The organism is Propionibacterium acidifaciens DSM 21887 (assembly GCF_000426605.1).
Taxonomy (GTDB): Bacteria; Actinomycetota; Actinomycetes; order Propionibacteriales; family Propionibacteriaceae; genus Propionibacterium; species Propionibacterium acidifaciens.
The window spans coordinates 30,147-55,450 of the sequence record NZ_AUFR01000010.1 but is presented as its reverse complement, the minus strand read 5'-3'; the positions used below and the strand labels follow the sequence as shown (position 1 = coordinate 55,450).

Here is a 25,304-nt window from a genome sequence, read left to right as displayed (position 1 = left end):
GACGCGCGAACGGGGCGGCCCCGCCGCATGCCCGGACCGCCCCGCGGTCGCTCAGCAGCAGCCCGACTGGACGTTCCCCTCGTCGACGGCGATGCGCGCCCGCCAGAACCGGCGCTCGCTCATCGGCTCGTGCCCGGGATGCTCCAGGCGGTGCCGTAGCACGTACCTGTCGTACGCCGACTCGCCGGTGAAGTCGCGCCACAGCGCCCGCGCCGGGTCCAGCAGCCTCCGGACGCGCCCGGGTCCCGCGGGCCCGGGCAGTGGTGGACGGGCCGCGCCGGGGGATCGGCTCATGTCCCGTCCCCCGTCCCGGTCCCTGCCGTCTGGAGCCGGGCGGCCCGTTCGGCCTGCTTGAGGCCCGGGATGAGCGCCGGGTCGCCGACGACCTCGTACTCGGCGGCGCACTTGCGGTCGAGCGCTGAGGGGACGAACGTGCAGGGGGCGAAGAAGTTCGACTCCTGGCGCGGGTCCTCCGAGGTGCTCGGGTCGCCGGTGCGCAGTGTCCGGACGACGCGGACGATGCCGCAGGCCATGACGAACGCCACCGTCACGAGGAAGACGATCGACAGCGTGCCCTGGATGAAGGTGTTGCGCTCGATGGCCCGCTGGACGGCGATCTGGTCGGCGTCGGTGAGCGAGGCCAGCTTGGCCCGGGCATCGCGCCACTGCTGCCAGTAGCCCAGCGCCGAGTCGTGCGAGAAGATCTTCTGCCAGCTCGCGACGAAGGTCACCACCGTGTCGAAGACGAGCGGGATGATCGGGATCCACACGTACCGGGCGTAGCCCTTGCGCACCACCATGACGGTGACGACGAGCAGCGCCACGGCGGCGATGAGCTGGTTGGCGATGCCGAACAGCGGGTAGAGCGTCTGGATGCCGCCGCGCGGGTCCGTGACGCCCATGAGCAGCAGGGAGCCCCAGGCCGCCACAACGATGGCGGTGGTGATCCATGCGCCGACCCGCCAGGAGGGATCGGCGAACCGCGGGATCGCATTGCCCAGGGCATCGGAGAGCTGGAAGCGCGCGACCCTCGTGACCGCGTCGACCGCCGAGAGGATGAACAGGGCCTCGAACATGATCGCGAAGTGGTACCAGAAGCCCATCATCGTGCGCCCGCCGCCGACCTGGTGGAGGATGTGCGCCATGCCCACGGCCAGGGTCGGTGCGCCGCCGGTGCGCGAGACGATCGAGGTCTCGCCGACGTCCTCGGCGACGGCCCGGTAGGCGTCGCCGTCGTGGACGGTGATCGTGTTGCCGTTCTCGTCCCAGGTCTCCCAGGTCGCGCGGATCCGGTCGCCGTGGACGTCGGTGACCCCGAGGTTCTGCACGGCCTCGGCGGTGATGTCCTCGCGGTTGCCGGCCGACTGGACGACGGCGCTGCCGGCCAGCTTGTCGACGGTGGCCGTCGAGGTGTTCATGCCGAAGTAGATGCCCTGGTTGAGGCTCACCGCGGCGGCCATGGCCATGACGGCCACGAAGGACTCCATGAGCATGCCGCCGTAGCCGATCATGCGGGTCTGCGACTCCTTCTGGATCATCTTGGGGCTCGTGCCCGAGGAGACCATGGCGTGCATGCCGGACAGGGCGCCGCAGGCGATCGTGATGAACAGGAACGGGAAGATCGACCCGGCGAAGACCGGGCCGGCCGTGTTCGTCGCGAACTCGGTGACGGCGGGCATCTCGACGATGGGGCGCACGATGAGGATGCCGAGGGCCAGGACGACGATCGTGCCGACCTTCATGAAGGTGGACAGGTAGTCGCGCGGGGTGAGCAGCATCCACACGGGCAGGACCGCGGCGAAGAAGCCGTAGACGATCATCGCCCACACGAGGGCGGTGGGGGACAGGTGCAGGTGCGCCCGGCCGAAGGCCGAGTCGGCGACCCAACGCCCCGCGACGATGACGCCGATGAGGATGGCGAAGCCGACGATCGACACCTGGGTGATCCTGCCGGGCTGGACGAAGCGCAGCCACAGGCCCATCGCGATGGCGATCGGGATGGTGCAGCCGACCGAGAAGACGCCCCATGGGGAGGCGGCCAGTGCGTTGACGCAGATCATGGCGAGCACGGCCAGGACGATCATGAGCATGACGAAGACGATGACGGTTGCGACGATGCCGCCGACCTTGCCGATCTCGTCGGTGGCCATCTGGCCGAGCGAGCGGCCGCCGCGGCGCATCGAGAAGAACAGGACGAGCATGTCCTGGATGGCCCCTGCCAGGCAGACGCCGACGATGATCCACAGCGTGCCCGGGAGGTAGCCCATCTGCGCGGCGAGCACGGGGCCGACGAGCGGGCCGGCGCCGGCGATGGCGGCGAAGTGGTGGCCGTAGAGGACGATCCGGTTCGTCGGGTCGAAGTCCTTGCCGTTGTTGATGCGCTCGGACGGCGTCGCGTTCGTGTCGTCGGGGCGCATGATCGTGCGCTGGACGTACAGCGCGTAGAAGCGGTAGGCGATGACGTAGGTGCACACCGCGGTGATGACGAACCAGATCGTGTCGACCCGTTCGCCCCGTACGGCGGCGAGCATCGTCCAGCCGAGCACGCCCAGCGCGGTGATGGCGACCCACAGGACGATCCGTCGGGGCGTCCATCTGCTGTCGGGTCTGATGCCGACCGGTACGCCCTTCGAGTTGCGGATGACGCGCCGCTCCTCCTCGGGCGTGTAGGTGGGCAACGCGGATGCTGATGTCTGTTCGGCCATGAAACTGATCACCTGGATCTGTCCGGATGCTTGCAGGGAAGGTCGACCGGGTCGGCCGGGACGGAGCCTGCGCTCCGGATCCCGACCACGATCCGACCGGGGGCGGATCCGGCGCCGCGGGCCGCATCGGTGCGGTCGTCGGCGCCGGGGTCCGGGCACCCGGTGCTCATGCTAGGGCCCCGGCCCGTTCCCTGACCAGTGGTCGGAGCCGGGTTCGGACAACTCGGCGTCCGCCGTGAGCGAGCCGATGACAAGCGGGGACGCCGGGTCACGACGACGGGGCGGGCGTGCCGGACTGAGGATGCCCTCAGTGCCTGCTCCGGAGGATCCGCTCGGAGTTCGCGTAGATGCTCATCCGGTCGCCTCGCACGAAGCCGGCCAGTGTCAGCCCGGTCTCGTCGGCGGTGCGCACGGCCAGGGCGGTGGGCGCCGAGATGCCCGCCAGGACGGGGATCCCCGCCAGGACGGACTTCTGCGCGAGTTCGAAGCCGATGCGCCCCGAGACCATGAGCACGCAGCCGGTCGCCGGGCGGCGCCCGGAGAGCATCGCCCAGCCGACCACCTTGTCGACGGCGTTGTGCCGTCCGATGTCCTCGCGGGCCACGAGCAGCTCGCCGTCGGAGCCGAACAGCGCTGCGGCGTGCGTGGCGCCGGTGCTGGAGAAGGCCCGTTGGGCGCGGCGGAGCTCGTCGGGCAGCCCGAGGACCGTGCCCGCCGCCACGGAGGTGCGGTCGGCGCGCAGGTCGAAGCGGGAGTCGCGCCGCAGGGCCTCGATCGCGTCGGTCCCGCAGATGCCGCAGGCGGACGAGGTCACCGTCGTGCGGCCGGCCCTCGGCGGCGGGACGGAGTCGGCGAGGGCGATCTGCAGGACGTTGTAGGTGTTGCGCGCCAGCCCGGTCTCCTCGTCCTCGACGGTGCCCGTGCAGTAGCGGGCGCTCACGACGTCCTCCGGACCGGCGATGACGCCCTCGGCGGAGAGGAAGCCGTGCGCCAGCTCCAGGTCGTGGCCGGGGGTGCGCATCGTCGTGGCGTAGCTCGTCGCGCCGAGACGGATCTCGAGGGGCTCCTCGACGGCGAGCGTGTCGACGGCGGTCGTGCCCTCGGGGTGGCGCCCGTCGAGGCGCACGACGCGGTGCCGCGTGGTGACCCGGCCCATGGCTCGTCCTCCCCGCGCCCTCAGAGCAGCGCGGGTTCGTGGAGTCCGCTCAGGTGCCCGGGGACGGGCGCGTCGGCGGTCTTGGCGACCCTGACGGCGCAGACCTTGAACTCGGGGATGAAGCACAGCGGGTCGGTCGCGTCGTTCGCCACCACGTTCGGGTTGCCCTCGGCGAAGTGGAAGGTCATGAAGGCCTCGCCCTCGCCGACCCGGTCGCCGACCCAGGCCTGCGTCTCGATGGCGCCGCGCCGCGAGCTGACCCGCACCCGGTCGCCCTGGGCGATGCCGAGGGCGTGCGCGTCGGTCTCGTTGAGCTGGATGTAGGACTGGGAGGCCAGCCGCTCCAACCCCTCGGTGCGGTGGGTCATCGCGCCGTTGTTGTAGTGGTAGAGCATGCGGCCGGTGCTCATGAGGATCGGGTAGTCCTCGTCGGGCGCCTCGTCCGGCTCTTGGTACTCGGTGGGGTAGAAGTAGCCGCGGCCGCGCTTGAACGCGCCGACGTGGAGGATCGGCGTGCCCGGGTGGTCCTTCGAGGGGCAGGGCCACTGCAGCGACTCGCCGGCGTCCAGCCGGGCGTGCGAGATGCCGCCGAAGTCGGGGTCGACGAGGGCGATCTCGTCCATGATGTCGGCCGCCGTGTCGAGCGTCTCGGGGTAGCCCATGCGCCGCATGAGCTCGGCGAAGATCCACGTGTCGAGGCGGGCGTCGCCGGGGGCGTCGACGGCCTTGCGCACGCGCTGGACGCGGCGCTCGGTGTTGGAGAAGGTGCCCTCCTTCTCGACGTACGCCGAGCCGGGCAGGACGACGTCGGCGAGCTCGGCCGTCGGCGTCATGAAGAGCTCGTCGACGACGAGCAGGTCGAGCGCCTCCAGCCCGGTCCTCACGTGGGCGGTGTTCGGGTCGGTGACGATCGGGTCCTCGCCGAAGATGAACAGGCCCCTGACGCGGCCCTCGGCCGCGGCGCCGAACACCTGGGTGGCGCGCAGGCCGGTCTCGCGGGGCAGCGCCCGGCCCCAGACGCGCTCGAACTTCTCCATGACCCCCGGCGCGTCGTAGCGCTGGTAGCCGGGCAGATTGTGGGGCTCGCAGCCCATGTCGCAGGCGCCCTGCACGTTGTTCTGGCCGCGCAGCGGGTTGATGCCGCAGCCCGGCCGGCCGTACTTGCCGACGACCATCGCCAGGTTCGACAGCGCCATGACGTTCTGGGTGCCGCTCGTGTGCTCGGTGACGCCCAGGCAGTAGATGATCGGGGCCCGCTCGGCCCGGGCGTAGATCTCGGCGGTCCGGTACAGGTCGGCCACCGGGATGTGGCACAGTCGCGCCACCTTCTCCGGCTCGTAGCCCGCGACGATCCCGCGCAGGGCCTCGAAGCCCTCGGTGCGCTCGGCGATGAACCGCTCGTCGGCCCAGCCCCGGGAGATGATGATGTTCACCAGTGCGTTGGCGAAGGCGATGTCGGTGCCGGGCCTGATGGGCAGGTGGAGCTCGGCCATCGAGGCGAGGTCGGTCCGGCGCGGGTCGACGACGACGAGCCGGGCGCCGGCCCGCACCGCGGCGCGGATCTGCGCCCCCATGACCGGGTGCGCCTCGGTGGTGTTGGAGCCGACGAGCAGGATCGCGTCGACGTCGTGGGTGACGTCGCGGATCGTGTTCGTCATGGCGCCCGAGCCGAGCGTCGTGGCCAGGCCGGTGACCGAGGCCGAGTGGCAGACGCGCGCGCAGTTGTCGACGTTGTTGGTGCCGATGCCGGCGCGCATCAACTTCTGGAACATGTAGTTGTCCTCGTTGGGCGCACGCGAGCACGAGAAGCCGGCGATGGCGTCCGGGCCGTCCTCGGCGATGATGGTCCTCATCCGGTCGGCGATGAGGTCGAGGGCCTCGTCCCAGCTCGCCGTGCGGAAGCGCCCGTCCTCCTTGACGAGGGGATCGGTGAGGCGGTCGGTCGAGGCGGCGAACTTGTAGGAGCCGAACTTGCCCTTGACGCACAGGATGCCCCGGTTGGCCGGGCCCCAGGCCGGTTCGACGCCCACGACCCGCCCGCCGGCGACCTGGAGCTCGAGCTGGCAACCGACGCCGCAGTGCGGGCAGGTGGTGACGACCCTGTCCTCGACCTGCCAGTCGCGGTAGCCGCGCTGGTGGTCCTTGGCCTCGAGCGCGCCGACGGGGCACACCGAGACGCAGTTGCCGCAGGACTCGCAGTTGGTGAGATCCCAGGGCATCTCCCAGCTCGTCGACATCCGGGTGTCGAAGCCGCGCTGGGTGAGGGCGATGACGTTGCGGCCCTGCAGCTCGCCGCAGGCGCGCACGCAGCGCCGGCACATGATGCAGCGGTCGGCGTGGAAGGCGAGGAAGGGGTTGGACGAGTCGACCCGGTGCCCGATGAAGCGGCCGGAGGGGAAGTCCGTGCGGTCGATGCCGTACTGCAGCGAGTAGTCCTGCAGCCGGCAGTCGCCGTTGGCGGCGCACCGGAAGCAGTCGAACTCGTGGTTGGAGCAGAGGAGGTCGAGGAGGAAGCGGCGGGATTCGACGATCTCGTCGTCCGTCGTGACGACCTCCATGCCCTCGGCCACCGGCTCGGCGCACGAGACCTTCAGCCCCGTGCGGCCCCGGTGGGTGACCCGCACCGTGCACATGCGACAGGAGCCGTCGGGGGCGAGCTCCCTCATCTCGCACAGCGTGGGGATCTCGATCCCCAGCTCCCGGCAGGCCTCCAGGACGGTGCGGTCCTCGGGCACGTCGTACTCGCCGCCGTCGATCGTCATGCGGACGGTCGGGGTCGCGGCGGCGCCGGCCGGGGCGGTCCGCCCGCCGTCGGGGCGGACCGGATTCGGTGCCGGGGTGTCAGACATGGCTGGGCTCCTTCGCGAGGGCCGCCTCGAAGGCGGCGGGTGCGCCGTCGAGGGCGCTGAGGACGGGGACGTCGATGGACTCCCCGAGGCCGCAGGCCGACAGCTTGTGGACCTGCTCGGTGGTGGTGCGCAGCCGCTCGAGGTCGTCGGGCTCGCCCCGGCCGGCGACCAGCCGCTCGAGGACCTCCCAGACGCGGGTCGTGCCGAGGCGGCAGGGCGTGCACTTGCCGCACGACTCCTTGCGGAAGAAGACCATCACCTGGCGCAGGTAGTCGACGACGTCGACCGTCTCGTTCATCACGACGATCGCGCCCGAGCCGATCGCCTTGCCGCCGGACCACTCGTCGTCGTAGTCGTAGGGGGCGTCCAGGCAGCCCTCGAAGCCGATCGGCCCCGAGTGCCCGCCGCAGTGGACGAAGCCGAAGCCGCCCCCGACGACGCCGCCGCCGAACTCGGGGGCCCAGATGAGCTCGCGCAGCGTGTACCGCCCGAAGGGCACCTCGTAGACGCCCGGGTGGGCGACGTGGCCGCAGAGGGAGATGAGCTTCATGCCGCCGCCGTGCTCCGAACCCTGGTCCCTGTAGTGCTCGCCGCCGTTGGCCAGGACGAGCGTGACGTCGGCGTAGCTCTCGACGTTGTTGACGAGGGTCGGCTTGCCGTGGAGGCCGACTTCGGCCAGGTGCGGGGGCTTGATGCGCGGGCGGCCCGGTTTGCCCTCGATCGAGTTGAGCATGGCCGAGTTCTCGCCGCAGACGTAGGCGCCTCCCCCCGCGACGGTGTCGATGTCGTAGTCGAAGCCCTCGATGCCCAGGACGCCGCGCCCGAGCAGGCCGGCCTCGCGGGCCTGCTCGAGGCAGGCGCGCAGGATGCCGAACTCCTCGGGGTACTCGCCGCGCACGTAGATGATGCCCTTGGGCGAGCCGAAGACGCGACCCGCGATCGTCATCCCCTCGATGACCGAGTAGGGGTTCTTCTCGAGGAGGATCTGGTCCTTGAAGGTGCCCGGCTCGCCCTCGTCGGCGTTGCAGACGATGTACTTGGGCGAGCCGTCGATGCGGGCCAGCTGACCCCACTTGCGGCCGGTGGGGTAGGCGGCGCCGCCGCGGCCGCGCACGTAGGCGGTGGAGATCTCCTCGATGACCGCGTCCGGGGCCATCGTCACGGCCCTGCGCAGCCCCTCGTAGCCGCCCTGGCCGAGGTAGACGGACAGCTGCTTCTGGTCCTCGTCGTCGCCGACGTGCTCGAGCAGGCGGTCATACATGGCGGCCCACCCGCTCCTGTTCGTCGGCGCGGCCCCGCTCGGCGGCCCCGTCGGCGACGAGGCGGTCGACGAGCCCGCGGAGCGCGGCGGGGGAGACCCGGTGGTGCACCCTGCCGTCGATCTTGACGTTCGGCGCGCTGGCGCAGCGGCCGAAGCACGGGACGGTCTCGAGGCAGACGGCGCCGTCCGGGCTCACCTCGTCCACGGCGACGCCCAGCCGCTCGGCGGCGACGTCCTGGAGGGCCCGTCCGCCCTGGAAGAAGCAGGGGGTGCTCTCGCAGATCTCCACGTGGTGCCGCCCGTGGGGCTCGGGGTGGAGCATGTGGTAGAAGGTGACGATCTCGTAGATCCCGGTGGTCGTCATCCCCAGGTCGGCCGCCACCTGCGCGGCGGCCTCCCGGCCGACGTAGTGCTCGGGGCAGGCGTGCTGGACGTCCTGGAGGATCGACAGGATGTGCTCGCGCGAGTGGCCCCAGCGCTCGAGGATCCCGGCGACCTCGTCGCGGGTCGGATCGGTCATCGTTCGTTCTCCTCCGAACAGCTTGGGATCATGGCCCGCCGCCGGCTCCCGCCGGGCGCCGGGGCGCTCCGCTCGGCGGACACGGTCCGGATCGGCCCGTCCCACCGGCTCAGGCCCACGATAGTCGCTTCTCACGGCCGGAACCGCCCGGGGACCGGTGACGGTTCGCGTGTCGGCCGTCGCGGCGGGCGTCCGACCCCCGATCGGCGTCGTCGCTTGCGGCGGCGGGGGGGCGGATCCGGCGGAGCGCAGCGCGGTGAGTGGAGGCTCGCCTCGTCCCGTCCTCGGCGCCGGCGCTCCGCGCGGGCGGCGGGCGCCTGGGAGGAAGTGCGCCGCTCGGCATAATCCGGTGCACATCTTGCATTTTTCCTGCGAGAACCCCTCTCGAACTGGCATTCGGCGCCGAGAGGTGAAAACTTGTTCTGCGGCTTCCCCCTAGGGGGTTGGGTCGGGTCGCATCCTCTGCGCACGGGCTCGTGGGAATTCGGGCTCGCGCGTGGCGAGCGGTCCGGCGGCCCGTCGGCACGGCGCCGGCGGGTACTCGTCCACAAGACACAAGGAAGTGCCACATGATTCCTCTTGTCTCCTCGGCGGCCATCTTCGGCTCCGAGTTCCTCGGCACCGCACTGCTCATGCTGCTCGGCGTGGGCGTCGTCGCGAACCACAATCTCCCGAAGACCGGCGGCCACGGCGGAGGCCCGCAGTTCATCAACTGGGGATGGGGCATCGCGGTCATGGTGGGCGTCTACGGCGCCTACCGGACCGGTGGCCACCTCAACCCCGCCGTCACCGTCGGCCTGGCGGCCTCCGGCAAGGACCTCGCCACCGGCATCCCGGCCACCGCGAGCAACATCGCGATCTACATCATCGCCCAGCTGTGCGGCGGCTTCGTCGGCGCCGTCTTCGCCTGGCTCGTCTACAAGAAGCAGTACGACGAGGACTGCGAGCCGGCCCTCAAGCGGGGCTCCTTCTGCACCGCCCCGCAGATCCGCGCCTACGGCTGGAACTGCCTCGTCGAGACCGTCGCGACCTACGTCCTGGTGATCTGGGTCATCCTGTCCGGCTACACCAACATCGCCACCGTCACGACCGCCGACGGGGTCGAGCAGCTCGCCGGCTCCCTCATCGGCCCCCTGGGCGTCATGCTCGTCATCGTCGGCATCGGCAACAGCCTCGGCGGGCCCACCGGGTACGCCCTGAACCCGGCTCGTGACCTCATGCCGCGCCTGGCCCACGCCGTCCTGCCCATCAAGGGCAAGGGCGACTCCGACTGGGCCTACTCCTGGGTCCCGGTCGTCGGCCCGCTGCTCGGCGGCGTCCTCGCCGGCCTCACCTACCAGATCTTCTGGTGATCCCCCGGGCGCCCGCGGCGAGGGTCACGCGCCCGGACCGCGGGCTCCCGTCCCCGGCCGTCGCGGGCCGCTCAGAGTGCGTTCGAAGGCGAGCGCACCACAGCTGAAAGGAACACTCACATGGCAGAAGAAGAGCAGTACATCCTGGCCATCGACGAGGGCACCACCTCCGCACGGGCCATCATCTTCAACCATGCCGGCCGCATCGTCGCCACCGGTCAGCAGGAGTTCGAGCAGATCTTTCCACGGGCCGGCTGGGTCGAGCACAACCCGGTCGAGATCTGGGAGGCCGTCCGGGCCGTCGTCGGCCAGGCCCTGTCGAACGCCGAGATCAACCGGCACCAGCTCGCCGCGGTGGGCATCACGAACCAGCGCGAGACCACCGTCGTGTGGGACCGCGAGACCGGCGAGCCCGTCTACAACGCCATCGTCTGGCAGGACACCCGCACCCAGCGGATCTGCGAGGAGCTGGCCGGGGACGAGGGCCCCGACCGTTTCAAGAGCATCTGCGGCCTGCCCCTCAACACCTACTTCGCGGGGCCCAAGGTGCGCTGGATCCTCGAGAACGTCGAGGGCGCCCGGCAGCGGGCCGAGGAGGGCGGGCTCCTCATGGGCACCATGGACACCTGGGTGCTGTGGAACCTCACCGGCGGTCTCGACGGCGGCGTCCACGTCACCGACGTGACGAACGCCTCGCGGACCATGCTCATGAACATCGAGACCCTCCAGTGGGACGAGCGCATGATCGAGGCCCTCGGCATCCCGGCCTCGATGCTGCCGCAGATCAGGTCCAGCTCCGAGGTCTACGGCCTCGGCCGCAAGAACGGCCTGCTCATCGACACCCCGATCGCCGGCATCCTCGGTGACCAGCAGGCGGCCACCTTCGGCCAGGCCTGCTTCGAGCCCGGCATGGCGAAGAACACCTACGGTACGGGCTGCTTCATGCTCCAGAACACGGGCACCGAGCCCGTCTTCAGCAAGAACGGCCTGCTCACCACCGTCTGCTACAAGCTCGGCGACCGGCCCGCGGTGTACGCCCTCGAGGGCTCGATCGCCGTGGCGGGCTCGCTCGTGCAGTGGCTGCGCGACAGCCTGAAGATGGTCGCGAGCGCCCCCGAGTCCGAGGCCCTGGCCGCCTCGGTGGACGACAACGGCGGCGCCTACTTCGTGCCGGCCTTCTCGGGTCTCTTCGCGCCGTACTGGCGCCCGGACGCCCGCGGGGCCCTCGTCGGCCTGACCCGCTACGTCAACCGGGGCCACATCGCCCGCGCTGTGCTCGAGTCGACCGCCTACCAGACCCGGGAGGTCCTGGACGCCATGAACGCCGACTCCGGCGTGCCGCTGACCGAGCTCAAGGTCGACGGCGGCATGACCGCGAACCAGCTGCTCATGCAGTTCCAGGCCGACCAGCTCGACGTGCCGGTCATCCGCCCGGTCGTTGCCGAGACCACCGCCCTCGGCGCCGCCTACGCGGCCGGTATCGCGGTGGGCTTCTGGAGCGGCGAGCAGGACGTCATCGACAACTGGGCCGAGGACACCCGCTGGGAGCCGGCGGCCGTTCCCGCCGAGCGGGACCGCCTCTACCGCAACTGGAAGAAGGCCGTCCAGCGCACCCTCAACTGGGTCGACGAGGACGTCGTCGAGTGACCCGCTGATCGCCGACCGTGCGAGGGGCCCCGTCACCGGGGCCCCTCGCTGCGCGTCCGGCGGGTGACGCCCGGGCCCGGGGTCGGCGCCCGGCCCGCGCCGGCGGCCCGTACTACACTCGGCCCGGCGCGGCGCGCACCGCCCCGCGCGGACCGGAGAGGTGGGTCATGGCTGGATCGGTTGTCGTCATCGGCAACTTCGACGGCGTTCACCGCGGTCATCGGGCGCTGCTGGACCGCGCGCGCGCCCGGGCCGCCGCCCTCGGCGTCGACGGCGTCCCGCTGCCGGTCGTCGCGGTGACCCTGTGGCCCCACCCGATGACCGTCTTCGCGCCGGACCGGGTGCCACGCCTGCTCACCAGTCTCGACGACCGCATCGAGCTGCTGAAGCGCTGCGGCGCCTCGCAGGTGCGGGTCGTCCAGTTCAACGGGGAGGTCGCCGCCTGGCCCCCCGCCCGTTTCGTCGAGCGCATCATCGACCCGCTCGACCCCCGGCTCGTCATCGTCGGCACGAACTTCACCTTCGGCAGGGGCGCCGCCGGGACCGCCCGGACCCTCGCCGAGCTCGGCGCCGGCCGTTTCGAGACCACCGCCCTCGACCTGGTCGGGGTCGGGGGCGTCGACACCTCCTCGAGCCGCATCCGCAAGGCCCTGGCCGCAGGCGAGGTCACCGGCGCCGCCGAGCACCTCGGCCGCTGGTTCTCCCTGTCGGGCGTCGTGGTCGTCGGCGACCAGCGCGGCCGCATGCTCGGCTTCCCGACGGCCAATCTGCCGATCCCCGCCGAGCTCGCGACGCCCGGCGACGGCGTCTACGCCGGCTGGCTGCGCCGCCTCGACGAGCCCGGCGCCGAGGCCATGCCCGCCGCTGTGAGCGTCGGCACGAACCCGACCTTCGACGGCATCGAGCGCCGCGTCGAGTCCTACGTGCTCGACCGCACCGACCTGGAGCTGTACGGCGCGAAGGTGCGCGTCGAATTCGTGAGGTCGCTGCGCGGGCAGCTGCGCTTCGCCGGGGCCGAGGGGCTCGTCGTCCAGATGCGCCGCGACGTCGCCGAGACGCGGCGGCTGCTCGCCGACCCGGCGAACCGGTCGCTGCCCCTGTGACGGCGGTCGCCGATTCGGTCGTCCGGGCCGGGGCCTGCTAGGCTTCGCGAGTTGCCGTCGATCGGCCGCGGAGCACCAAGAGCCGCCCACGGACAGGGTGGGGCGGCGCCGCGCAGCGGGAACGGGAAGGGGAGGCCATCATGGATGCCGCCGAGAAGAAGAGGATCATCGAAGAGTACGCGACGCACCCGGGCGACACCGGTTCCCCCGATGTCCAGATCGCCCTGCTGACCAGGCGCATCTCGCACCTGACCGAGCACCTCAAGGAGCACAAGGGCGACCACCACAGCCGCCGCGGGCTCATGCTCATGGTCGGCCAGCGCCGCCGCCTGCTCAACTACGTGGCCAAGGAGGACATCAACCACTACCGCGCGCTCGTCAAGCGCCTCGGCATCCGCCGCTGAGGTCCGGCGCGTCGCAGCCACGGGAACCGCCCGGGGATCGTCCCCGGGCGGTTCCGTCCGTCCGGGCCCGCGTCCGTCCGGGTCGGAACGGGCCCCGCGGCGCGCGGAGCGGTGCCCGAATAGGTGGAATCCGGGTGCGTCGGCTAGCCTTGACCCGGTGCGCCCGACGCGCACCCCTATGACGCCGCCGTCATGGCCGCCACGATCAGCCCTCGGTCCTCGGTGGTGGATCCCGGGCCCGTCCCGGCGTCCTCGATCGAAGACCGGTTCTGACGGGCGTCCATGCCAGTGGCGATTCCCCAGTGAAAGGAATCCCATGGAGGGACCTGACGTCAAGTTCGCCGAGGCCGTCATCGACAACGGCTCGTTCGGCAGGCACGTAGTCCGTTTCGAGACGGGCAAACTCGCCAAGCAGGCGGACGGCTCGGCGGCCGTCTACCTCGACGGCGACACCATGCTGCTGAGCGCCACCACCGCCCAGAAGACCCCGCGCGAGTCCATCGACTTCTTCCCGCTGACCGTCGACGTCGACGAGAAGATGTACGCCGTGGGCCGCATCCCCGGCTCGTTCTTCCGTCGCGAGGGCCGCCCGTCCGAGGGCGCCATCCTGGCCTGCCGCCTCATCGACCGTCCGCTGCGCCCCGCGTTCAAGAAGGGACTGCGCAACGAGGTCCAGGTCGTCATCACCGTCCTCGCCCTCAACCCGCAGGTCGAGTACGACGTCGTGGCCATCAACGCCGCGTCGATGTCCACCCAGATCTCCGGCCTGCCCTTCAGCGGCCCGATCGGCGGCGTGCGCATCAGCCTCATCGGCGACCAGTGGGTGTGCTTCCCCACCGTCGACCAGGAGAAGGAGGCCACCTTCTCGATGGTCGTCGCCGGCCGTGTCCTGGCCGGCGGCGACGTCGCGATCATGATGGTCGAGGCCGGTTCGACCGAGGCCACCTGGGATCTCGTGAAGGCGGGCCGCACCGCCCCGACCGAGGAGGTCGTCGGCGCCGGTCTCGAGGCCGCCAAGCCGTTCATCAAGGTCCTGTGCGACGCCCAGGCCGAGTTGGCCGCCCAGGTCAACAAGGAGACCTACGACTTCCCGGTCTTCAAGGACTACGAGGACGACGTCTGGACGCGCGTGAACGAGCTCGGCCGCGACCGGCTCGACGCGATCGAGCAGATCGCCGCCAAGCTGGAGCGCCAGGAGGCCGAGTCCGATCTCAAGCACGAGATCAAGGACGTCATGGGCGCCGAGGAGGTCTTCGCCGGCCGAGAGGGCGAGATCTCGGGCGCCTTCAAGGCCATGACGAAGCAGATCGTCCGCGGGCGCGTCCTGTCCGAGGGCGTCCGCATCGACGGCCGCGGCCCCAAGGACATCCGCACGCTGTCCAGCGAGGTCGGCGTCATCCCGCGCGTCCACGGCTCCGGCCTGTTCCAGCGCGGTGAGACCCAGGTGCTGGGCATCACGACGCTCAACATGCTCGACATGGAGCAGAAGCTCGACACCCTCAGCTCGGCCAGGACCAAGCGCTACATGCACCAGTACGAGATGCCGCCGTACTCCACCGGCGAGACCGGCCGCATCGGTTCGCCGAAGCGCCGCGAGGTCGGCCACGGCCACTTGGCCGAGCGCGCCATCGTCCCGGTGCTGCCCACCCGCGACGAGTTCCCCTACGCCATCCGTCAGGTCTCCGAGGCCATCGGCTCCAACGGCTCCACCTCGATGGGCTCGGTCTGCGCCTCGACGCTCTCCCTGCTCAACGCCGGCGTGCCGTTGAGGGCGCCCGTGGCCGGCATCGCCATGGGTCTCATGAGCGAGACGGACGAGAAGAGCGGTGAGACCACCTACCTGGCCCTCACCGACATCCTCGGCGCCGAGGACGCCCTCGGCGACATGGACTTCAAGGTGGCCGGCACCAGCGAGTTCGTCACCGCCCTGCAGCTCGACACGAAGCTCGACGGCATCCCCGCCGACGTGCTCGCCCAGGCCCTGCTGCAGGCCCGCGAGGCCCGCACGACGATCCTCGGCGTCATCCACGACGCGATCGACGAGCCCGACGAGATGAGCGAGTTCGCCCCGCGCATCATCACCGTGCACATCCCCACCGACAAGATCGGCGAGGTCATCGGGCCCAAGGGCAAGGTCATCAACCAGATCCAGGACGACACCGGCGCCAGCATCTCCATCGAGGAGGACGGCACGATCTACATCGGCGCCGACAACGGCGAGTCCGCCGAGTCTGCGCGTACGATGATCAATGCCATCGCCAATCCGACCATGCCGGAGGAGGGCGAGCGCTATCTGGGCACCGTCGTGAAGCTCACGAGCTTCGGAGCCTTCGTCTCGCTGCTGCCGGGCAAGGACGGCCTGCTCCACATCTCGAGGCTGCGCGCCCTCAACGGCGGCAAGCGCGTCGAGGAGGTCGACGACGTGCTCTCGGTCGGCCAGAAGCTGCAGGTCGAGATCACCGATGTCGACGACCGGGGCAAGCTCTCGCTGAGCCCGGTCCTCGAGGATGACGAGGACGAGGACTGATCAGGATCGCTCGACCGACGGAGGGCCGGCCCCGCTCGAGCGGGGCCGGCCCTCCGTCCGGTCCCACGGCGGCTGCGCCGCGGGGGCCGTCGGTCCCGTGGCGCGGGTAGGCTGGTCAGCGATCCGTCGGGCGAGGGAACTGCGAGGTAGCGATGATCGAGGTCGGTGTGTTCGGCGCGAAGGGCCGCATGGGCTCCACCGTGTGCGAGGCGGTCGAGGGGGCTCCCGACATGGAGCTGGTGGCCCGCATCGATGCCGGCGATGACCGCGCCCCCGCCGGGGCGGCCCGCGTCATGGTCGACTTCACCCGGCCCGATGCCGTCATGGACGACATCGAGTGGTGCATCGACCACGGCGTCAACGCCGTCGTCGGCACCACCGGCTTCGACGACGAGCGGCTCGACCGGGTGCGCTCCTGGCTCGGCGACGCCCCGCGGGTCGGCGTCCTCATCGCCTCGAACTTCTCCATCGGCGCCGTCCTCATGATGGCCTTCGCCGAGAAGGCCGCCCCCTTCTTCGACTCCGCCGAGATCGTCGAGCTGCACCATCCCCGCAAACTCGACGCCCCCTCCGGCACCGCCGCCAGCACCGCCCGGCGCATCGCGGCGGCCCGCCGCGCCGCCGGCTGCGCCCCGATGCCCGACGCCACGCGGACGGCCCTCGACGGCGCCCGCGGCGCGCGCGTCGACGAGGTGCCGATCCACTCCGTCCGGCTGCAGGGCCTGGTCGCCCACCAGGAGGTGCTGCTCGGCACGGCGGGGGAGACCCTCACGCTCCGCGACGACTCCTACGACCGCGTCTCCTTCATGCCCGGTGTCCTGGCCGGGGTGCGCGCGGTCGTCGACCGGCCCGGTCTCACCGTCGGCATGGACGAGATCCTCGGTCTGTGAGCCTGCCGTGCCCCGCGGTCTGAAGGTCCTGTGCGGCCTCCTGGTCCTCGTCCTGCTGCTCGCCGGCGCGGCGGTCGGGGTGTCCTACCATGTGGCGATGCGCTCCGTGCAGTCGCGCGTCGCCGCTCGGCTCGGCGAGGACCCCTCCCGGGTCCACGTCGCGAGCTCCCAGCGGATCCTGCTGCCGGTGCTCACCTCCGGCACGCTCGACGACCTCAGCGTCGACGTCGACGAGTTCGGGCTGACCGTTCGGGGCCAGGACGTCACGCTGCGCTCGGCCCGCGCCGAGCTCACCGATCTCACCCATGTGCGCGAGCCCGACGCGCTGACGGCCGGGAGTCTCAGGGCCTCGGCCGTCATGGGCTGGGACGCGATCGCCTCGGCCACGGGCCTGACGGTGAGCCGCTCCGGCGACGGGACGGTCGAGGCCACCACCACGGTGTCTGCCGTCGGGGCGCAGCTCCCGGTGACGATCACCTCGGCGTCGCCGGCCGTGGCCGCCGACGGGACCGTCACGTTGACCGGCGCCGGGGTCCGGGTCGCCGACTCCGACCTGCCCGATGCGCTCGCCCAGCCGGTCCTGGCCGAGGTCCAGGACCGGCTCCGCCTGCCGGAGCCGCCCGAGGGCCTCGGCTACTCGGGGCTGGAAATCGTCCAGGACGGCATGAGGGTCGCCCTGAGCGGTCAGGACGTCACGATCTCGCGGCTCGGGGGATGATGGACCGGCCGGCGGGGCCGATCCCCCGGTCTCCCCCGCGGGGCGGACTGCGCCGGATCCTCAGTCGCGGATCCGGCCGGGCAGGACGAGACGCGCGGGCGAGCGTCGTCGCCCCGGCGCCCGGCCGGTCACCAGGAGCCGCCGTCGTAGCCGTCGGACTTCTTGCCACCGAACTCGTCGAGCTTCTTCTTGACCTGGTCGAAGCCGCGCACGTCGTCGTACTCGTCGGGCAGCAGCAGCCAGCCGATGAGATAGGCGATGACCCCGCCGCCGCTCGTCACGAGGGCGAGGACGCAGAAGACGAGGCGGACGAGGTTCGAGTCGATGCCGAAGTAGTCGGCGATGCCTCCGGCCACGCCGCTGAGCATCCGGTGGTCACGGCTTCGCGTGAGCTTCTTCGAGGCCATCAGGGTTCTCCTTGTCCCGTCGCGTTGTGTCGCGTCGTCGTGGGCGTCGGGGCGCCGGACGGCCCCGCGCCCCCGATTCCGCCGTGTGTCCTCATGTTACCCGCGGCCAGCCCCAGGAGCCCGGTGACGATGAGGGCCAGCGGTACTCCGAGTCGCACGGCGGCATGGCCGACCAGGTGGTTCGAGGTGAGCACCGCCACCGCGGCGATGATGAGGAACAGAAGCCCCCACACGAGGGAGGCGGACCGCTGGGAGCGCCCGTCCGGGCGCCGGCTCTCGGGGCTCATCGGACGACCTCCATCTGCGAGCGCACGAGTCGCACCTCGACGCGCAGGGCTCCGGGGGCCGGGCGGGCCTGCGCCCCGTCGGTCCCGTCGGTCCCGTCGTCGGGGACCGGCGCGCCGGGCCCGACGGTGCTCGTCCACGTGCCCGAGCCGACGCTCGCGCAGCCGCCCGCCGAGGGCAGGGCGAGCTCCGAGAAGAAGCAGCTGTACTCGATCGTCACCGTGCGGTCGGCCGGGACGATGATGCGCACGATCGCGTCGTGCGCCTGGATCGTCAGCTCGTCGCGCTGGGCGGGCAGGGAGCTCAGGTCGAGGAGGACGCTGCGGCTCTCGATGTCGAGCGGGCCGGCGGCGTACTCGTCCGGGCCGAGGCGGTCCCCGGGGTGCGCCTGCTGACCGAGGGTGGTCATGAAGGGCGCGTCGAGCACGAGGATGAGGACGCCGAGGCAGGCGCCGACGTCGCGCAGCGGGCGCGAAAGGCCCCAGGGGCTCGAGAGCACCAGGCCGGCGCCGATCGTGCCGAGGGCGGCGGCGACGCCGCAGACCAGCCGGGCGAGGGGCCGGGCGTCGACGAGGAGGAACACTGCCGCGCCGGCCCCGGCCGCCAGGGGCAGCGTGACCGCCGCGATGGCGGTGACCGGCCCGGGGCGTCGCGCGTCGGGGGCGGCCGCGTCGGCGCGGCGCCGTCGGGCCCGGGCGGCGCGCAGCGGCCCGACCGCCCACATGATGATGACGAGGAGCGCGATGAGGGCGATCGGCCACCACGTGAGGGGGACGAGGTCGTGCACGGCCAGGACCGTGGCTGCGCCGACCGCCAGCAGCAGGACCGCGAAGCCGAACCAGCCGGTGCGGCGCAGGCAGGGCAGGACCCGCTCGACGGGGCTGCGGTCGTCCTGACGGGTGGGTGTGGTGACCCACAGGGTGAGGTAGAGGGCGACGCCGAGGCCGGCGCTGAGTCCGGCCAGCGCGGCGACGAGGCGCAGCAGCAGGGGATCGATGCCGGTGCGGTCTGCGATGCCCTGGCAGACGCCGCCGATGACGCCGGCATCGGGGTCGCGGACGATGAGCGAGCCCGGCCCCCGGCGCCTGGTGACGGGTCGGGCCGATCGTCCGGGGACGTCGTCGACCGCCGGGCCGGTGCCCTGCTCGTCCCCATTCGCCATGGGCCCAGTCTCGTCCACGTCACCCCTCCTCCCCACACGAGACACCCCTGAAATGCCCCTCGTGCCCGGATCGTCCCCCTCCCATCGGCGTCCTCGCCGTTCCCCCGGGTCCGGGGATGCGCAAAGATTGAGGGGTGAGGTACCAGGACGAGCCCTCCGCGGGGCAGCGGGCGATGGGGGCCGGCGCGCCCGCGCAGGCCGCCGGTTCCGCTCCTCGTCCCGGCCCCGGCCCGGCGCGCGCCGCCGACGACCCGTCCCCCGCGCCCGACGGGCCCCCCGCCCCGGCGCGCCGCGCACCCCGCCCCAAGCTGCGCCGGCCCCTGGACCGACGCTGGCTCGGCGGGGTGTGCACCGGTGTGGCCGACCACCTCGGCTGGCCGGTGTGGGTCGTGCGCGTGTGCTTCATCGTGCTCGTGGGCGCCGATTACATCGGCATCATCTTCTACGCCCTGGCCTGGCTGCTCATCCCCGCCAAGGTGCCCGACCACGAGGCGCCGGGCCTGGAGATGGCCAACCGCGCCGACATGCGCCGCACGACCAGGGACACGAGCCCGGCCGGCACCGGGAGCGCGCTGGCGGTCATCGTCCTGTGCGTCGGCGTGCTCATGCTCGTGCGCATGATGGACGTCAATCCGGGCGGCGTCTTCTTCTGGCCGATCATCCTCGCCTGTCTGGGCGTCGCCCTCGTCTGGCGGCAGGCCGAGGCCCCCGAGGGGGACGGTTCGGAGCACGGCACCCCGCGCTGGCTGGCCCCCCTCGTGAGCCAGGACCACTGGGCACTGCTCGTGCGCATGGGTCTGGCGCTCATCCTCATCGGTGCGGCCATCTCGCTGCTGGCCTACAGCCAGGCCGGGCAGCCCTATCTGCCGTCGATGCTCGCCGTCGCGGCCCTCACCCTCATCGGCATCGGCGTCGTCGCCGCGCCCGCCATGAACCGCATGCGCAACAACCTCGCCGCTGCGCGCGAGGCGCGGATCGTCTCGGACGCCCGCGCCGACATGGCCGCCCACCTGCACGACTCCGTCCTGCAGACCCTCGCCCTCATCCAGCGCCAGGCGGGCGACCCCAAGGCCGTCGCCTCGCTCGCCCGCCGCCAGGAGCGTGAGCTGCGCGCCTGGCTCTACGGGGAGCAGCCCGGCCCGGAGACCTTCCGGGCGGCCCTCGTCGAGGCGGGCGCCGAGATCGAGGACGAGCGGGGCGTGCCCATCGAGGTGGTCTGCGTCGGCGACGCCGAGAACACGCCGGGCCTGGAGGCCACGCTCCGCGCGGCGCGCGAGGCGATGATGAACGCCTCCAAGCACTCCGGCGCCGACAAGATCGACGTCTACGCGGAGGTGGGGCCGGAGACGGTCGAGGTCTTCGTCCGCGACCGTGGCAGGGGATTCGATCCGGAACAGATCGGGGAGGACCGCATGGGTGTGAAAAGATCGATTGTCGAACGCATGGAACGCTACGGGGGCCGGGCGGTCATCCGCACGGCACCGGGCGAAGGCACTGAGGTGAGACTGGAGATGACGCGATGACCAACGCCCCGCAGGCTCTCGTGAGCCCCGAGCAGCCCACGCACGAGGGGCCCTGGCGGGTCGTCCTCGTGGACGACCACGCGATCTTCCGCGCGGGTGTGCGCCACGAGCTCACCAGCTCCGCGCCCGAGCACGTCGACGTCGTCGGCGAGGGCGAGGACGTGACGAGCGCCGTCCGGACCATCCTCGACACGCGGCCCGACGTCGTCCTGCTCGACGTCCACCTGCCCGGCGGGGGCGGGGCCGAGGTCGCCAAGCAGGTGCACCGGAACGCGCCCGAGATCACCTTCCTGGCCCTGTCGGTCTCCGACGCGGCCGAGGACGTCATCGGCGTCATCCGCGCCGGTGCCCGCGGCTACGTCACCAAGTCCATCAGCACCGACGACCTGGTCGACGCCATCAGCCGCGTCGCCACCGGTGACGCCGTGTTCAGCCCCCGGCTCGCCGGCTTCGTCCTCGACGCCTTCTCCGGCTCCATCTCGGTCGCCAGCGTCGACGAGGACCTCGACCGGCTCAGCCAGCGCGAGCGCGAGGTCATGAAGCTCATCGCCCGCGGCTACACCTACAAGGAGGTCGCCAAGGAGTTGTTCATCTCGATCAAGACGGTCGAGACGCACGTGTCGAGCGTACTGCGCAAGCTCCAGCTGTCGAACCGCCACGAGCTGACGAAGTGGGCCACCGACCGCAAGCTGGTCTGAGCGCGCCGACCCGGGACGAGCGCGCCGGGTCCCGTCGGCTCAGAAGATCGGGCGCCAGGGCGCCAGCAGGCCCTCGGTGAACTTCGCGACCGGGCTGCGCTGCTCCCAGTGCGCCAGGTCGACCTCGCGGCAGTTCGTGAGGTCGGTGAGGAAGATCCCCTCGAGGGCGTCGGCGACGGTCGGCGAGACGATCTCGGCATTGATCTCGTAGTTGCCCACGAGCGAGAGGCGGTCGAGGTTGGCGGTGCCGATCGTCGACCACTGGCCGTCGATCGTCGCCGTCTTCGCGTGGACCATGGCGTTCTGGTAGAGGAACAGCCGGATGCCGTCGCGGAGCATGCCCGAGTAGAAGCCCCGGCTCAACCAGTCGGTGAGGATGTGGTTCGACTCGGCCGGCACGATGATCCGCACGTCGACCCCGCGTTTGGCGGCGCGCCCCAGGGCGGTGCGGAGGTCATCGTCGGGGATGAGATAGGCCGTCGTGAGCCAGATGTTCCGCTGGGCCCGGTCGATCGCCTCGAGGTACATGTTGCGGATCGGGTAGACCCGCCGGCGCGGCACGTTGCGCTGCAGGGTGACGGGCCCGCCCCAGTCTCGCTCGACCACGTCGGGCAGCTCGGGGCGCGAGGACGGGCGCCACCAGAACAGGTGCACCGGGCGCATGTTCCAGTAGTCGATGAAGGCGTTCTCGAACTCCGCCACGCACGGGCCGGTGAAACGGCCGTGGGTGTCGCGCCAGGAGTCGGCGTACAGCGAGCCGATGTTGTACCCGCCCATGAAGGCGACCTCGCCGTCGATGACGAGCAGTTTGCGGTGGTCCCGGCCCGAGTAGCGCAGGTTCCAGAAGGCGGCCGACTGGACCAGCGGGTGCGTCTTGACGTGGATCGACCCGGGGAGGCTGAAGAAACGGGGGTCGACGACGATGTTCGCGAAGGCGTCGTAAACGACGTAGACCTCGACGCCGCGGTCGGCGGCGTCGATGAGCGCCCGCTTGAAGCGCCGGCCCATCTCGTCGCCCTTCCAGATGAAGGTCTCGAAGTAGATGCGGTCGGTGGCGGCGTCGATGGCGGCCAGCATGTCCGCGTAGAGGTCCTCGCCGAACGAGTAGACCGTCACCTCGTCGTGGTGGGCGCTGGCCTCGGCCACCGGACTGCGCGGGAAGGTGGGCGGGCCCTGGCGGCGTTTGCGCAGATGATCCATCGTCATGACCGCCGCTGCCGCGGTCGTCTGTGCTGCGGCGACCGCCAGGAGTGCCACGCCGATCGCGCGCCTGACACGGTGGGGAATCGAGGACATGGGCCGATTCTAGGGTCGCCGGGCCATGATGCGGGGGATTGGCGCCCGTCGTGCGGCGCGCCCGGCGGGCGCGTGCCGGGGGATTGGCGCCCGTCGTGCGGCGCGCCCGGCGGGCGCGTGCCGAGGAGCAGGTGCGCCGGTACGATTGCTGGGTCATGACTGATGCCGCCTCGCCCAACCCGTTCGCCGCCTTCGGCGCTCGTCTCGATGCCCTTCACGGGGCCGGGGCGGTGCCTGCGCCCGGCGTCGACGGCCCGTCCGGGCCCGACGAGGACGAGGCTCGCCTGCTCGAGGGCCTCAACGGGCCCCAGCGCGAGGCCGTCGTCCACACCGGGGGGCCCGTGCTCGTCGTGGCCGGTGCCGGCTCGGGCAAGACGCGCGTACTGACGCGCCGCATCGCCCACCTCATCTCCCGGTGCGGCGTGCACCCGGGCTCGGTGCTGGCGATCACCTTCACCAACAAGGCGGCGGCGGAGATGCGGGCCCGCGTCACAGCGTTGGTCGGCCGGCGCGCCCGGGCGATGTGGGTCTCCACCTTCCACTCGGCCTGCGTGCGCATCCTGCGCGCCGAACTGGGCGAGGCGCCCGAGTTCGGGCTGCGGCGCAACTTCTCGATCTACGACGACGCCGACGCCCGCCGACTCATGGCCCTCGTGCTGCGCGACGAGGACGTCGACGCGAAGAAGTTCCCGCCGCGCTCGGTGCTCGCCCGGGTCTCGAACGCCAAGAACGAGCTGACAGGCCCGGCCGAGGCGCTCGCCGATGCCGCCAGCGGCAACGACGAGCTCCATGCGCGCGCCTACGCCGAGTACGACCGCAGACTGCGCGCCGCCAACGCCGTGGACTTCGACGACCTCATCATGCTGACGGTCCGGCTCCTCCGGACGCACCCGGACGTCCGCGAGAAGTACCGCCGCCGCTTCCGCCAGGTGCTCGTCGACGAGTACCAGGACACGAACCACGCCCAGTACATGCTCATCCGCGAGCTCTGCTCGCCGCTCGACCCGGTTCCCGGCGCGCCGGCGGTGCCGCCGCCCGAGCTCATGGTCGTGGGCGACTCCGACCAGTCGATCTACTCCTTCAGGGGCGCCGACGTGCGCAACATCCTCGACTTCGAGAAGGACTTCCCCGGCGCCCGCACGATCCTGCTGGAGCAGAACTACCGCAGCACCCAGACGATCCTGTCGGCCGCCAACGCCGTCATCGGCAACAACCCGGACCGGCCCGCCAAGAAGCTGTGGAGCAGCGTGTCCGGCGGCGAGCGCATCATCGGCTACGTCTCCGACACCGAGCACGACGAGGCCCGCTGGGTGGCCGACGAGATCGACCGGCTGCACGACGAGGAGGGCTGCAAGTACTCCGACACGGCCGTCTTCTACCGCACCAACGCCCAGTCGCGCCCGTTCGAGGAGGTCTTCATCCGTCTCGGCCTGCCGTACCGGGTGGTCGGGGGAGTGCGCTTCTACGAGCGCCGCGAGGTGCGCGACGCCCTGAGCTACCTGCGGGCCATCGCCAATCCCGTGGACGACGTCTCGGTGCGCCGCATCCTCAACGTGCCCAAGAGGGGCATCGGTGCCCGTGCCGAGGCGGCGCTCGAGGTCTTCGCCGCCGACGAGGGGATCGCCTTCACCGAGGCCGTCGACCGCGTCGACGAGGTGCCCGGCATGGCCACCCGCTCGACCAGGCAGGTGCGGGCGTTCGGCGAACTGATGCGCGGCCTCCGCGGGCTCGTCGAGCAGGGGGCCCCCGCCGACCAGGTCCTGGCGGCGGTGCTCAAGGACTCCGGCCTGCTGGACGAGCTGAAGGCCTCGAAGGACCCGCAGGACCAGACTCGCGTCGAGAACCTCGTCGAGCTCGTGGCGGTCGCCCAGGAGTTCGTCGCCCAGGCCCACGTCGTCGACCTGGAGGCCGACCAGGTCGCCGTCGACGACGAGGAGCTGGACGCCCGCGCCCTCGAGGGCGACGACTCGCTCGGCGTCTTCCTGGAGCGCATCGCCCTGGTGGCCGACTCCGACCAGATCCCCGACGCCGACCCGGACTCGCCGGGCGTCGTCACCCTCATGACCCTGCACACGGCCAAGGGACTGGAGTTCGACAACGTCTTCCTCACCGGGATGGAGGATGGCGTCTTCCCCCACATGAGGGCCCTGGCGAGCAAGGACGAGCTCGCCGAGGAGCGCCGGCTGAGCTATGTGGGCATCACCCGGGCCCGACGGCGGCTCTACGTCTCGCGCGCTGCCGTCCGGTCGGCGTGGGGCGCCCCGCAGTACAACCCGGCCAGCCGCTTCCTCGAGGAGATCCCCGCCGAGCTCATCGACTGGCAGCGCACCGCCGTCGAGCTGGACGGCTGGACCCTGAGCGCCGGCGCCCGTACGGGCGCCTCGCGGCGGGCCGCGGGCGCCTCCGGGCCGCGGGACGACGCCCCGGCGTTCGGCTCGGGGCGGGGGCACATGCCCGCCTCGGGGGCCGGCCGTGACTCTCGGATCGTCTCGCTCGAGGCGGGCGATCGCGTGCTGCACCCCAGCTTCGGGCTGGGCACGGTCGTCGCGACAAGCGGCAGTGGCGACAACGCCAAGGCCGACGTCGACTTCGGCTCGGGTGGCGTCAAACGCCTCGCCCTGCGCTTCGCGCCGCTCGAGAAACTCTGAGCCGGCGGTCGCGGAGCCCGAGGCATGGCCCGCGGCCGGGAGCCGCGGCCCCGAGTCGGGAACCCGGCCGTCGTCCCGGCGGTGGACGGCCGCCCCGATCCCCCGGAAGCACATGCACGATCCGAGCGCCGCCGGGGTGGACCCCCGGGACCG

Annotated in this window: 20 protein-coding genes; 10 read left to right on the top strand and 10 right to left on the bottom strand. The window is 71.6% G+C overall.

Annotation, left to right across the window (positions count from 1 at the left end; genetic code table 11):
- Positions 1–51 precede the first annotated feature (51 nt).
- The 6 genes from K336_RS14585 to K336_RS18440 all read right to left on the bottom strand — a co-directional run bounded on the left by K336_RS14585 (position 52) and on the right by K336_RS18440 (position 8,491).
- A complete protein-coding gene (locus tag K336_RS14585; protein WP_021797490.1) occupies positions 52–294 on the bottom strand; it encodes a CstA-like transporter-associated (seleno)protein in 243 nt (80 codons plus the stop codon).
- On the bottom strand, positions 291–2,705 hold the full coding sequence (locus K336_RS14580; protein WP_051245431.1) for a carbon starvation CstA family protein: 2,415 nt from the start codon (positions 2,703–2,705) through the stop codon (positions 291–293). The genes K336_RS14585 and K336_RS14580 overlap by 4 nt, the downstream gene beginning before the upstream one ends.
- A 307-nt stretch (positions 2,706–3,012) precedes the next feature.
- A complete protein-coding gene (fdhD, locus tag K336_RS0105090; RefSeq protein ID WP_028706460.1) occupies positions 3,013–3,861 on the bottom strand; it encodes a formate dehydrogenase accessory sulfurtransferase FdhD in 849 nt (282 codons plus the stop codon).
- 20 nt (positions 3,862–3,881) lie between these two features.
- A complete protein-coding gene (gene fdhF / locus K336_RS14575) occupies positions 3,882–6,710 on the bottom strand; it encodes a formate dehydrogenase subunit alpha (RefSeq protein WP_211223447.1) in 2,829 nt (942 codons plus the stop codon).
- Positions 6,703–7,971, bottom strand: coding sequence for a complex I 51 kDa subunit family protein (locus tag K336_RS0105080; RefSeq protein WP_021797492.1), 1,269 nt, complete (start codon positions 7,969–7,971; stop codon positions 6,703–6,705). Before K336_RS0105080 ends, fdhF begins: the two co-directional genes overlap by 8 nt.
- Positions 7,964–8,491: an NADH-quinone oxidoreductase subunit NuoE family protein gene (locus K336_RS18440; RefSeq protein ID WP_051245426.1), complete on the bottom strand. Its 528-nt coding sequence runs from the start codon at positions 8,489–8,491 to the stop codon at positions 7,964–7,966. Before K336_RS18440 ends, K336_RS0105080 begins: the two co-directional genes overlap by 8 nt.
- A gap of 569 nt (positions 8,492–9,060) precedes the next feature.
- Here K336_RS18440 and K336_RS0105070 point away from each other — a divergent pair.
- From K336_RS0105070 to K336_RS0105035, 7 genes are all read left to right on the top strand, one after another.
- Positions 9,061–9,843 carry an MIP/aquaporin family protein gene (locus tag K336_RS0105070; RefSeq protein ID WP_021797493.1) on the top strand — a complete coding sequence of 261 codons (783 nt, stop codon included), beginning with the start codon at positions 9,061–9,063 and terminating at the stop codon, positions 9,841–9,843.
- 120 nt (positions 9,844–9,963) lie between these two features.
- Positions 9,964–11,490, top strand: coding sequence for a glycerol kinase GlpK (glpK, locus tag K336_RS0105065; RefSeq protein ID WP_021797488.1), 1,527 nt, complete (start codon positions 9,964–9,966; stop codon positions 11,488–11,490).
- 167 nt (positions 11,491–11,657) lie between these two features.
- Positions 11,658–12,593 (top strand): bifunctional riboflavin kinase/FAD synthetase, encoded by a 936-nt coding sequence (locus K336_RS0105060; RefSeq protein ID WP_021796989.1) that lies wholly within the window; start codon positions 11,658–11,660, stop codon positions 12,591–12,593.
- A 140-nt stretch (positions 12,594–12,733) separates the two neighbouring features.
- Complete coding sequence (rpsO, locus tag K336_RS0105055; protein ID WP_021796991.1) at positions 12,734–12,997, top strand: 30S ribosomal protein S15; 264 nt, start codon at positions 12,734–12,736, stop codon at positions 12,995–12,997.
- A gap of 316 nt (positions 12,998–13,313) precedes the next feature.
- Entirely contained in the window at positions 13,314–15,524 is a 2,211-nt protein-coding gene (locus K336_RS0105045; RefSeq protein WP_021796990.1) for a polyribonucleotide nucleotidyltransferase, read from the top strand.
- Positions 15,525–15,676: 152 nt separating this feature from the next.
- Positions 15,677–16,414 carry a 4-hydroxy-tetrahydrodipicolinate reductase gene (gene dapB, locus K336_RS0105040; RefSeq protein WP_028706459.1) on the top strand — a complete coding sequence of 246 codons (738 nt, stop codon included), beginning with the start codon at positions 15,677–15,679 and terminating at the stop codon, positions 16,412–16,414.
- 7 nt (positions 16,415–16,421) lie between these two features.
- Complete coding sequence (locus K336_RS0105035; RefSeq protein ID WP_021797026.1) at positions 16,422–17,132, top strand: LmeA family phospholipid-binding protein; 711 nt, start codon at positions 16,422–16,424, stop codon at positions 17,130–17,132.
- A 128-nt stretch (positions 17,133–17,260) separates the two neighbouring features.
- Here K336_RS0105035 and K336_RS0105030 read toward each other — a convergent pair whose 3' ends face one another.
- From K336_RS0105030 to K336_RS16855, 3 genes are read right to left on the bottom strand one after another with little or no spacing between them, the layout of a single operon-like run.
- Positions 17,261–17,539 carry a PspC domain-containing protein gene (locus K336_RS0105030; protein WP_021797027.1) on the bottom strand — a complete coding sequence of 93 codons (279 nt, stop codon included), beginning with the start codon at positions 17,537–17,539 and terminating at the stop codon, positions 17,261–17,263.
- Positions 17,539–17,826, bottom strand: a complete 288-nt coding sequence (locus K336_RS0105025; protein WP_028706458.1) for a hypothetical protein — start codon at positions 17,824–17,826, stop codon at positions 17,539–17,541. The genes K336_RS0105030 and K336_RS0105025 overlap by 1 nt, the downstream gene beginning before the upstream one ends.
- Positions 17,823–18,986, bottom strand: a complete 1,164-nt coding sequence (locus K336_RS16855) for a PspC domain-containing protein (protein WP_051245425.1) — start codon at positions 18,984–18,986, stop codon at positions 17,823–17,825. The genes K336_RS0105025 and K336_RS16855 overlap by 4 nt, the downstream gene beginning before the upstream one ends.
- Before the next feature lie 134 nt (positions 18,987–19,120).
- Here K336_RS16855 and K336_RS0105015 point away from each other — a divergent pair, with 134 nt between their 5' ends.
- Both K336_RS0105015 and K336_RS0105010 read left to right on the top strand, forming a co-directional pair.
- Positions 19,121–20,509 carry an ATP-binding protein gene (locus tag K336_RS0105015; protein ID WP_123826279.1) on the top strand — a complete coding sequence of 463 codons (1,389 nt, stop codon included), beginning with the start codon at positions 19,121–19,123 and terminating at the stop codon, positions 20,507–20,509.
- Positions 20,506–21,207, top strand: coding sequence for a response regulator (locus tag K336_RS0105010; RefSeq protein ID WP_028706456.1), 702 nt, complete (start codon positions 20,506–20,508; stop codon positions 21,205–21,207). The genes K336_RS0105015 and K336_RS0105010 overlap by 4 nt, the downstream gene beginning before the upstream one ends.
- Positions 21,208–21,246: 39 nt before the next feature.
- Here K336_RS0105010 and K336_RS0105005 read toward each other — a convergent pair whose 3' ends face one another.
- The gene (locus tag K336_RS0105005; protein WP_028706455.1) at positions 21,247–22,503 is read right to left on the bottom strand and encodes a phospholipase D-like domain-containing protein; all 1,257 of its coding nucleotides are present in this window, start codon (positions 22,501–22,503) and stop codon (positions 21,247–21,249) included.
- 155 nt (positions 22,504–22,658) lie between these two features.
- Between K336_RS0105005 and pcrA the strand changes: the two genes are divergently transcribed.
- The gene (gene pcrA / locus K336_RS0105000) at positions 22,659–25,151 is read left to right on the top strand and encodes a DNA helicase PcrA (protein ID WP_028706454.1); all 2,493 of its coding nucleotides are present in this window, start codon (positions 22,659–22,661) and stop codon (positions 25,149–25,151) included.
- Positions 25,152–25,304 lie beyond the last annotated feature (153 nt).

Coding starts and splice junctions, on each gene's coding strand:
- K336_RS14585 (WP_021797490.1), bottom strand. CDS start 294: ATGAGCCGATCCCCCGGCGCGGCCCGTCCACCACTGCCCGGGCCCGCG.
- K336_RS14580 (WP_051245431.1), bottom strand. CDS start 2,705: ATGGCCGAACAGACATCAGCATCCGCGTTGCCCACCTACACGCCCGAG.
- fdhD (WP_028706460.1), bottom strand. CDS start 3,861: ATGGGCCGGGTCACCACGCGGCACCGCGTCGTGCGCCTCGACGGGCGC.
- fdhF (WP_211223447.1), bottom strand. CDS start 6,710: ATGTCTGACACCCCGGCACCGAATCCGGTCCGCCCCGACGGCGGGCGG.
- K336_RS0105080 (WP_021797492.1), bottom strand. CDS start 7,971: ATGTATGACCGCCTGCTCGAGCACGTCGGCGACGACGAGGACCAGAAG.
- K336_RS18440 (WP_051245426.1), bottom strand. CDS start 8,491: ATGACCGATCCGACCCGCGACGAGGTCGCCGGGATCCTCGAGCGCTGG.
- K336_RS0105070 (WP_021797493.1), top strand. CDS start 9,061: ATGATTCCTCTTGTCTCCTCGGCGGCCATCTTCGGCTCCGAGTTCCTC.
- glpK (WP_021797488.1), top strand. CDS start 9,964: ATGGCAGAAGAAGAGCAGTACATCCTGGCCATCGACGAGGGCACCACC.
- K336_RS0105060 (WP_021796989.1), top strand. CDS start 11,658: ATGGCTGGATCGGTTGTCGTCATCGGCAACTTCGACGGCGTTCACCGC.
- rpsO (WP_021796991.1), top strand. CDS start 12,734: ATGGATGCCGCCGAGAAGAAGAGGATCATCGAAGAGTACGCGACGCAC.
- K336_RS0105045 (WP_021796990.1), top strand. CDS start 13,314: ATGGAGGGACCTGACGTCAAGTTCGCCGAGGCCGTCATCGACAACGGC.
- dapB (WP_028706459.1), top strand. CDS start 15,677: ATGATCGAGGTCGGTGTGTTCGGCGCGAAGGGCCGCATGGGCTCCACC.
- K336_RS0105030 (WP_021797027.1), bottom strand. CDS start 17,539: ATGGCCTCGAAGAAGCTCACGCGAAGCCGTGACCACCGGATGCTCAGC.
- K336_RS0105025 (WP_028706458.1), bottom strand. CDS start 17,826: ATGAGCCCCGAGAGCCGGCGCCCGGACGGGCGCTCCCAGCGGTCCGCC.
- K336_RS16855 (WP_051245425.1), bottom strand. CDS start 18,986: ATGGCGAATGGGGACGAGCAGGGCACCGGCCCGGCGGTCGACGACGTC.
- K336_RS0105010 (WP_028706456.1), top strand. CDS start 20,506: ATGACCAACGCCCCGCAGGCTCTCGTGAGCCCCGAGCAGCCCACGCAC.
- K336_RS0105005 (WP_028706455.1), bottom strand. CDS start 22,503: ATGTCCTCGATTCCCCACCGTGTCAGGCGCGCGATCGGCGTGGCACTC.
- pcrA (WP_028706454.1), top strand. CDS start 22,659: ATGACTGATGCCGCCTCGCCCAACCCGTTCGCCGCCTTCGGCGCTCGT.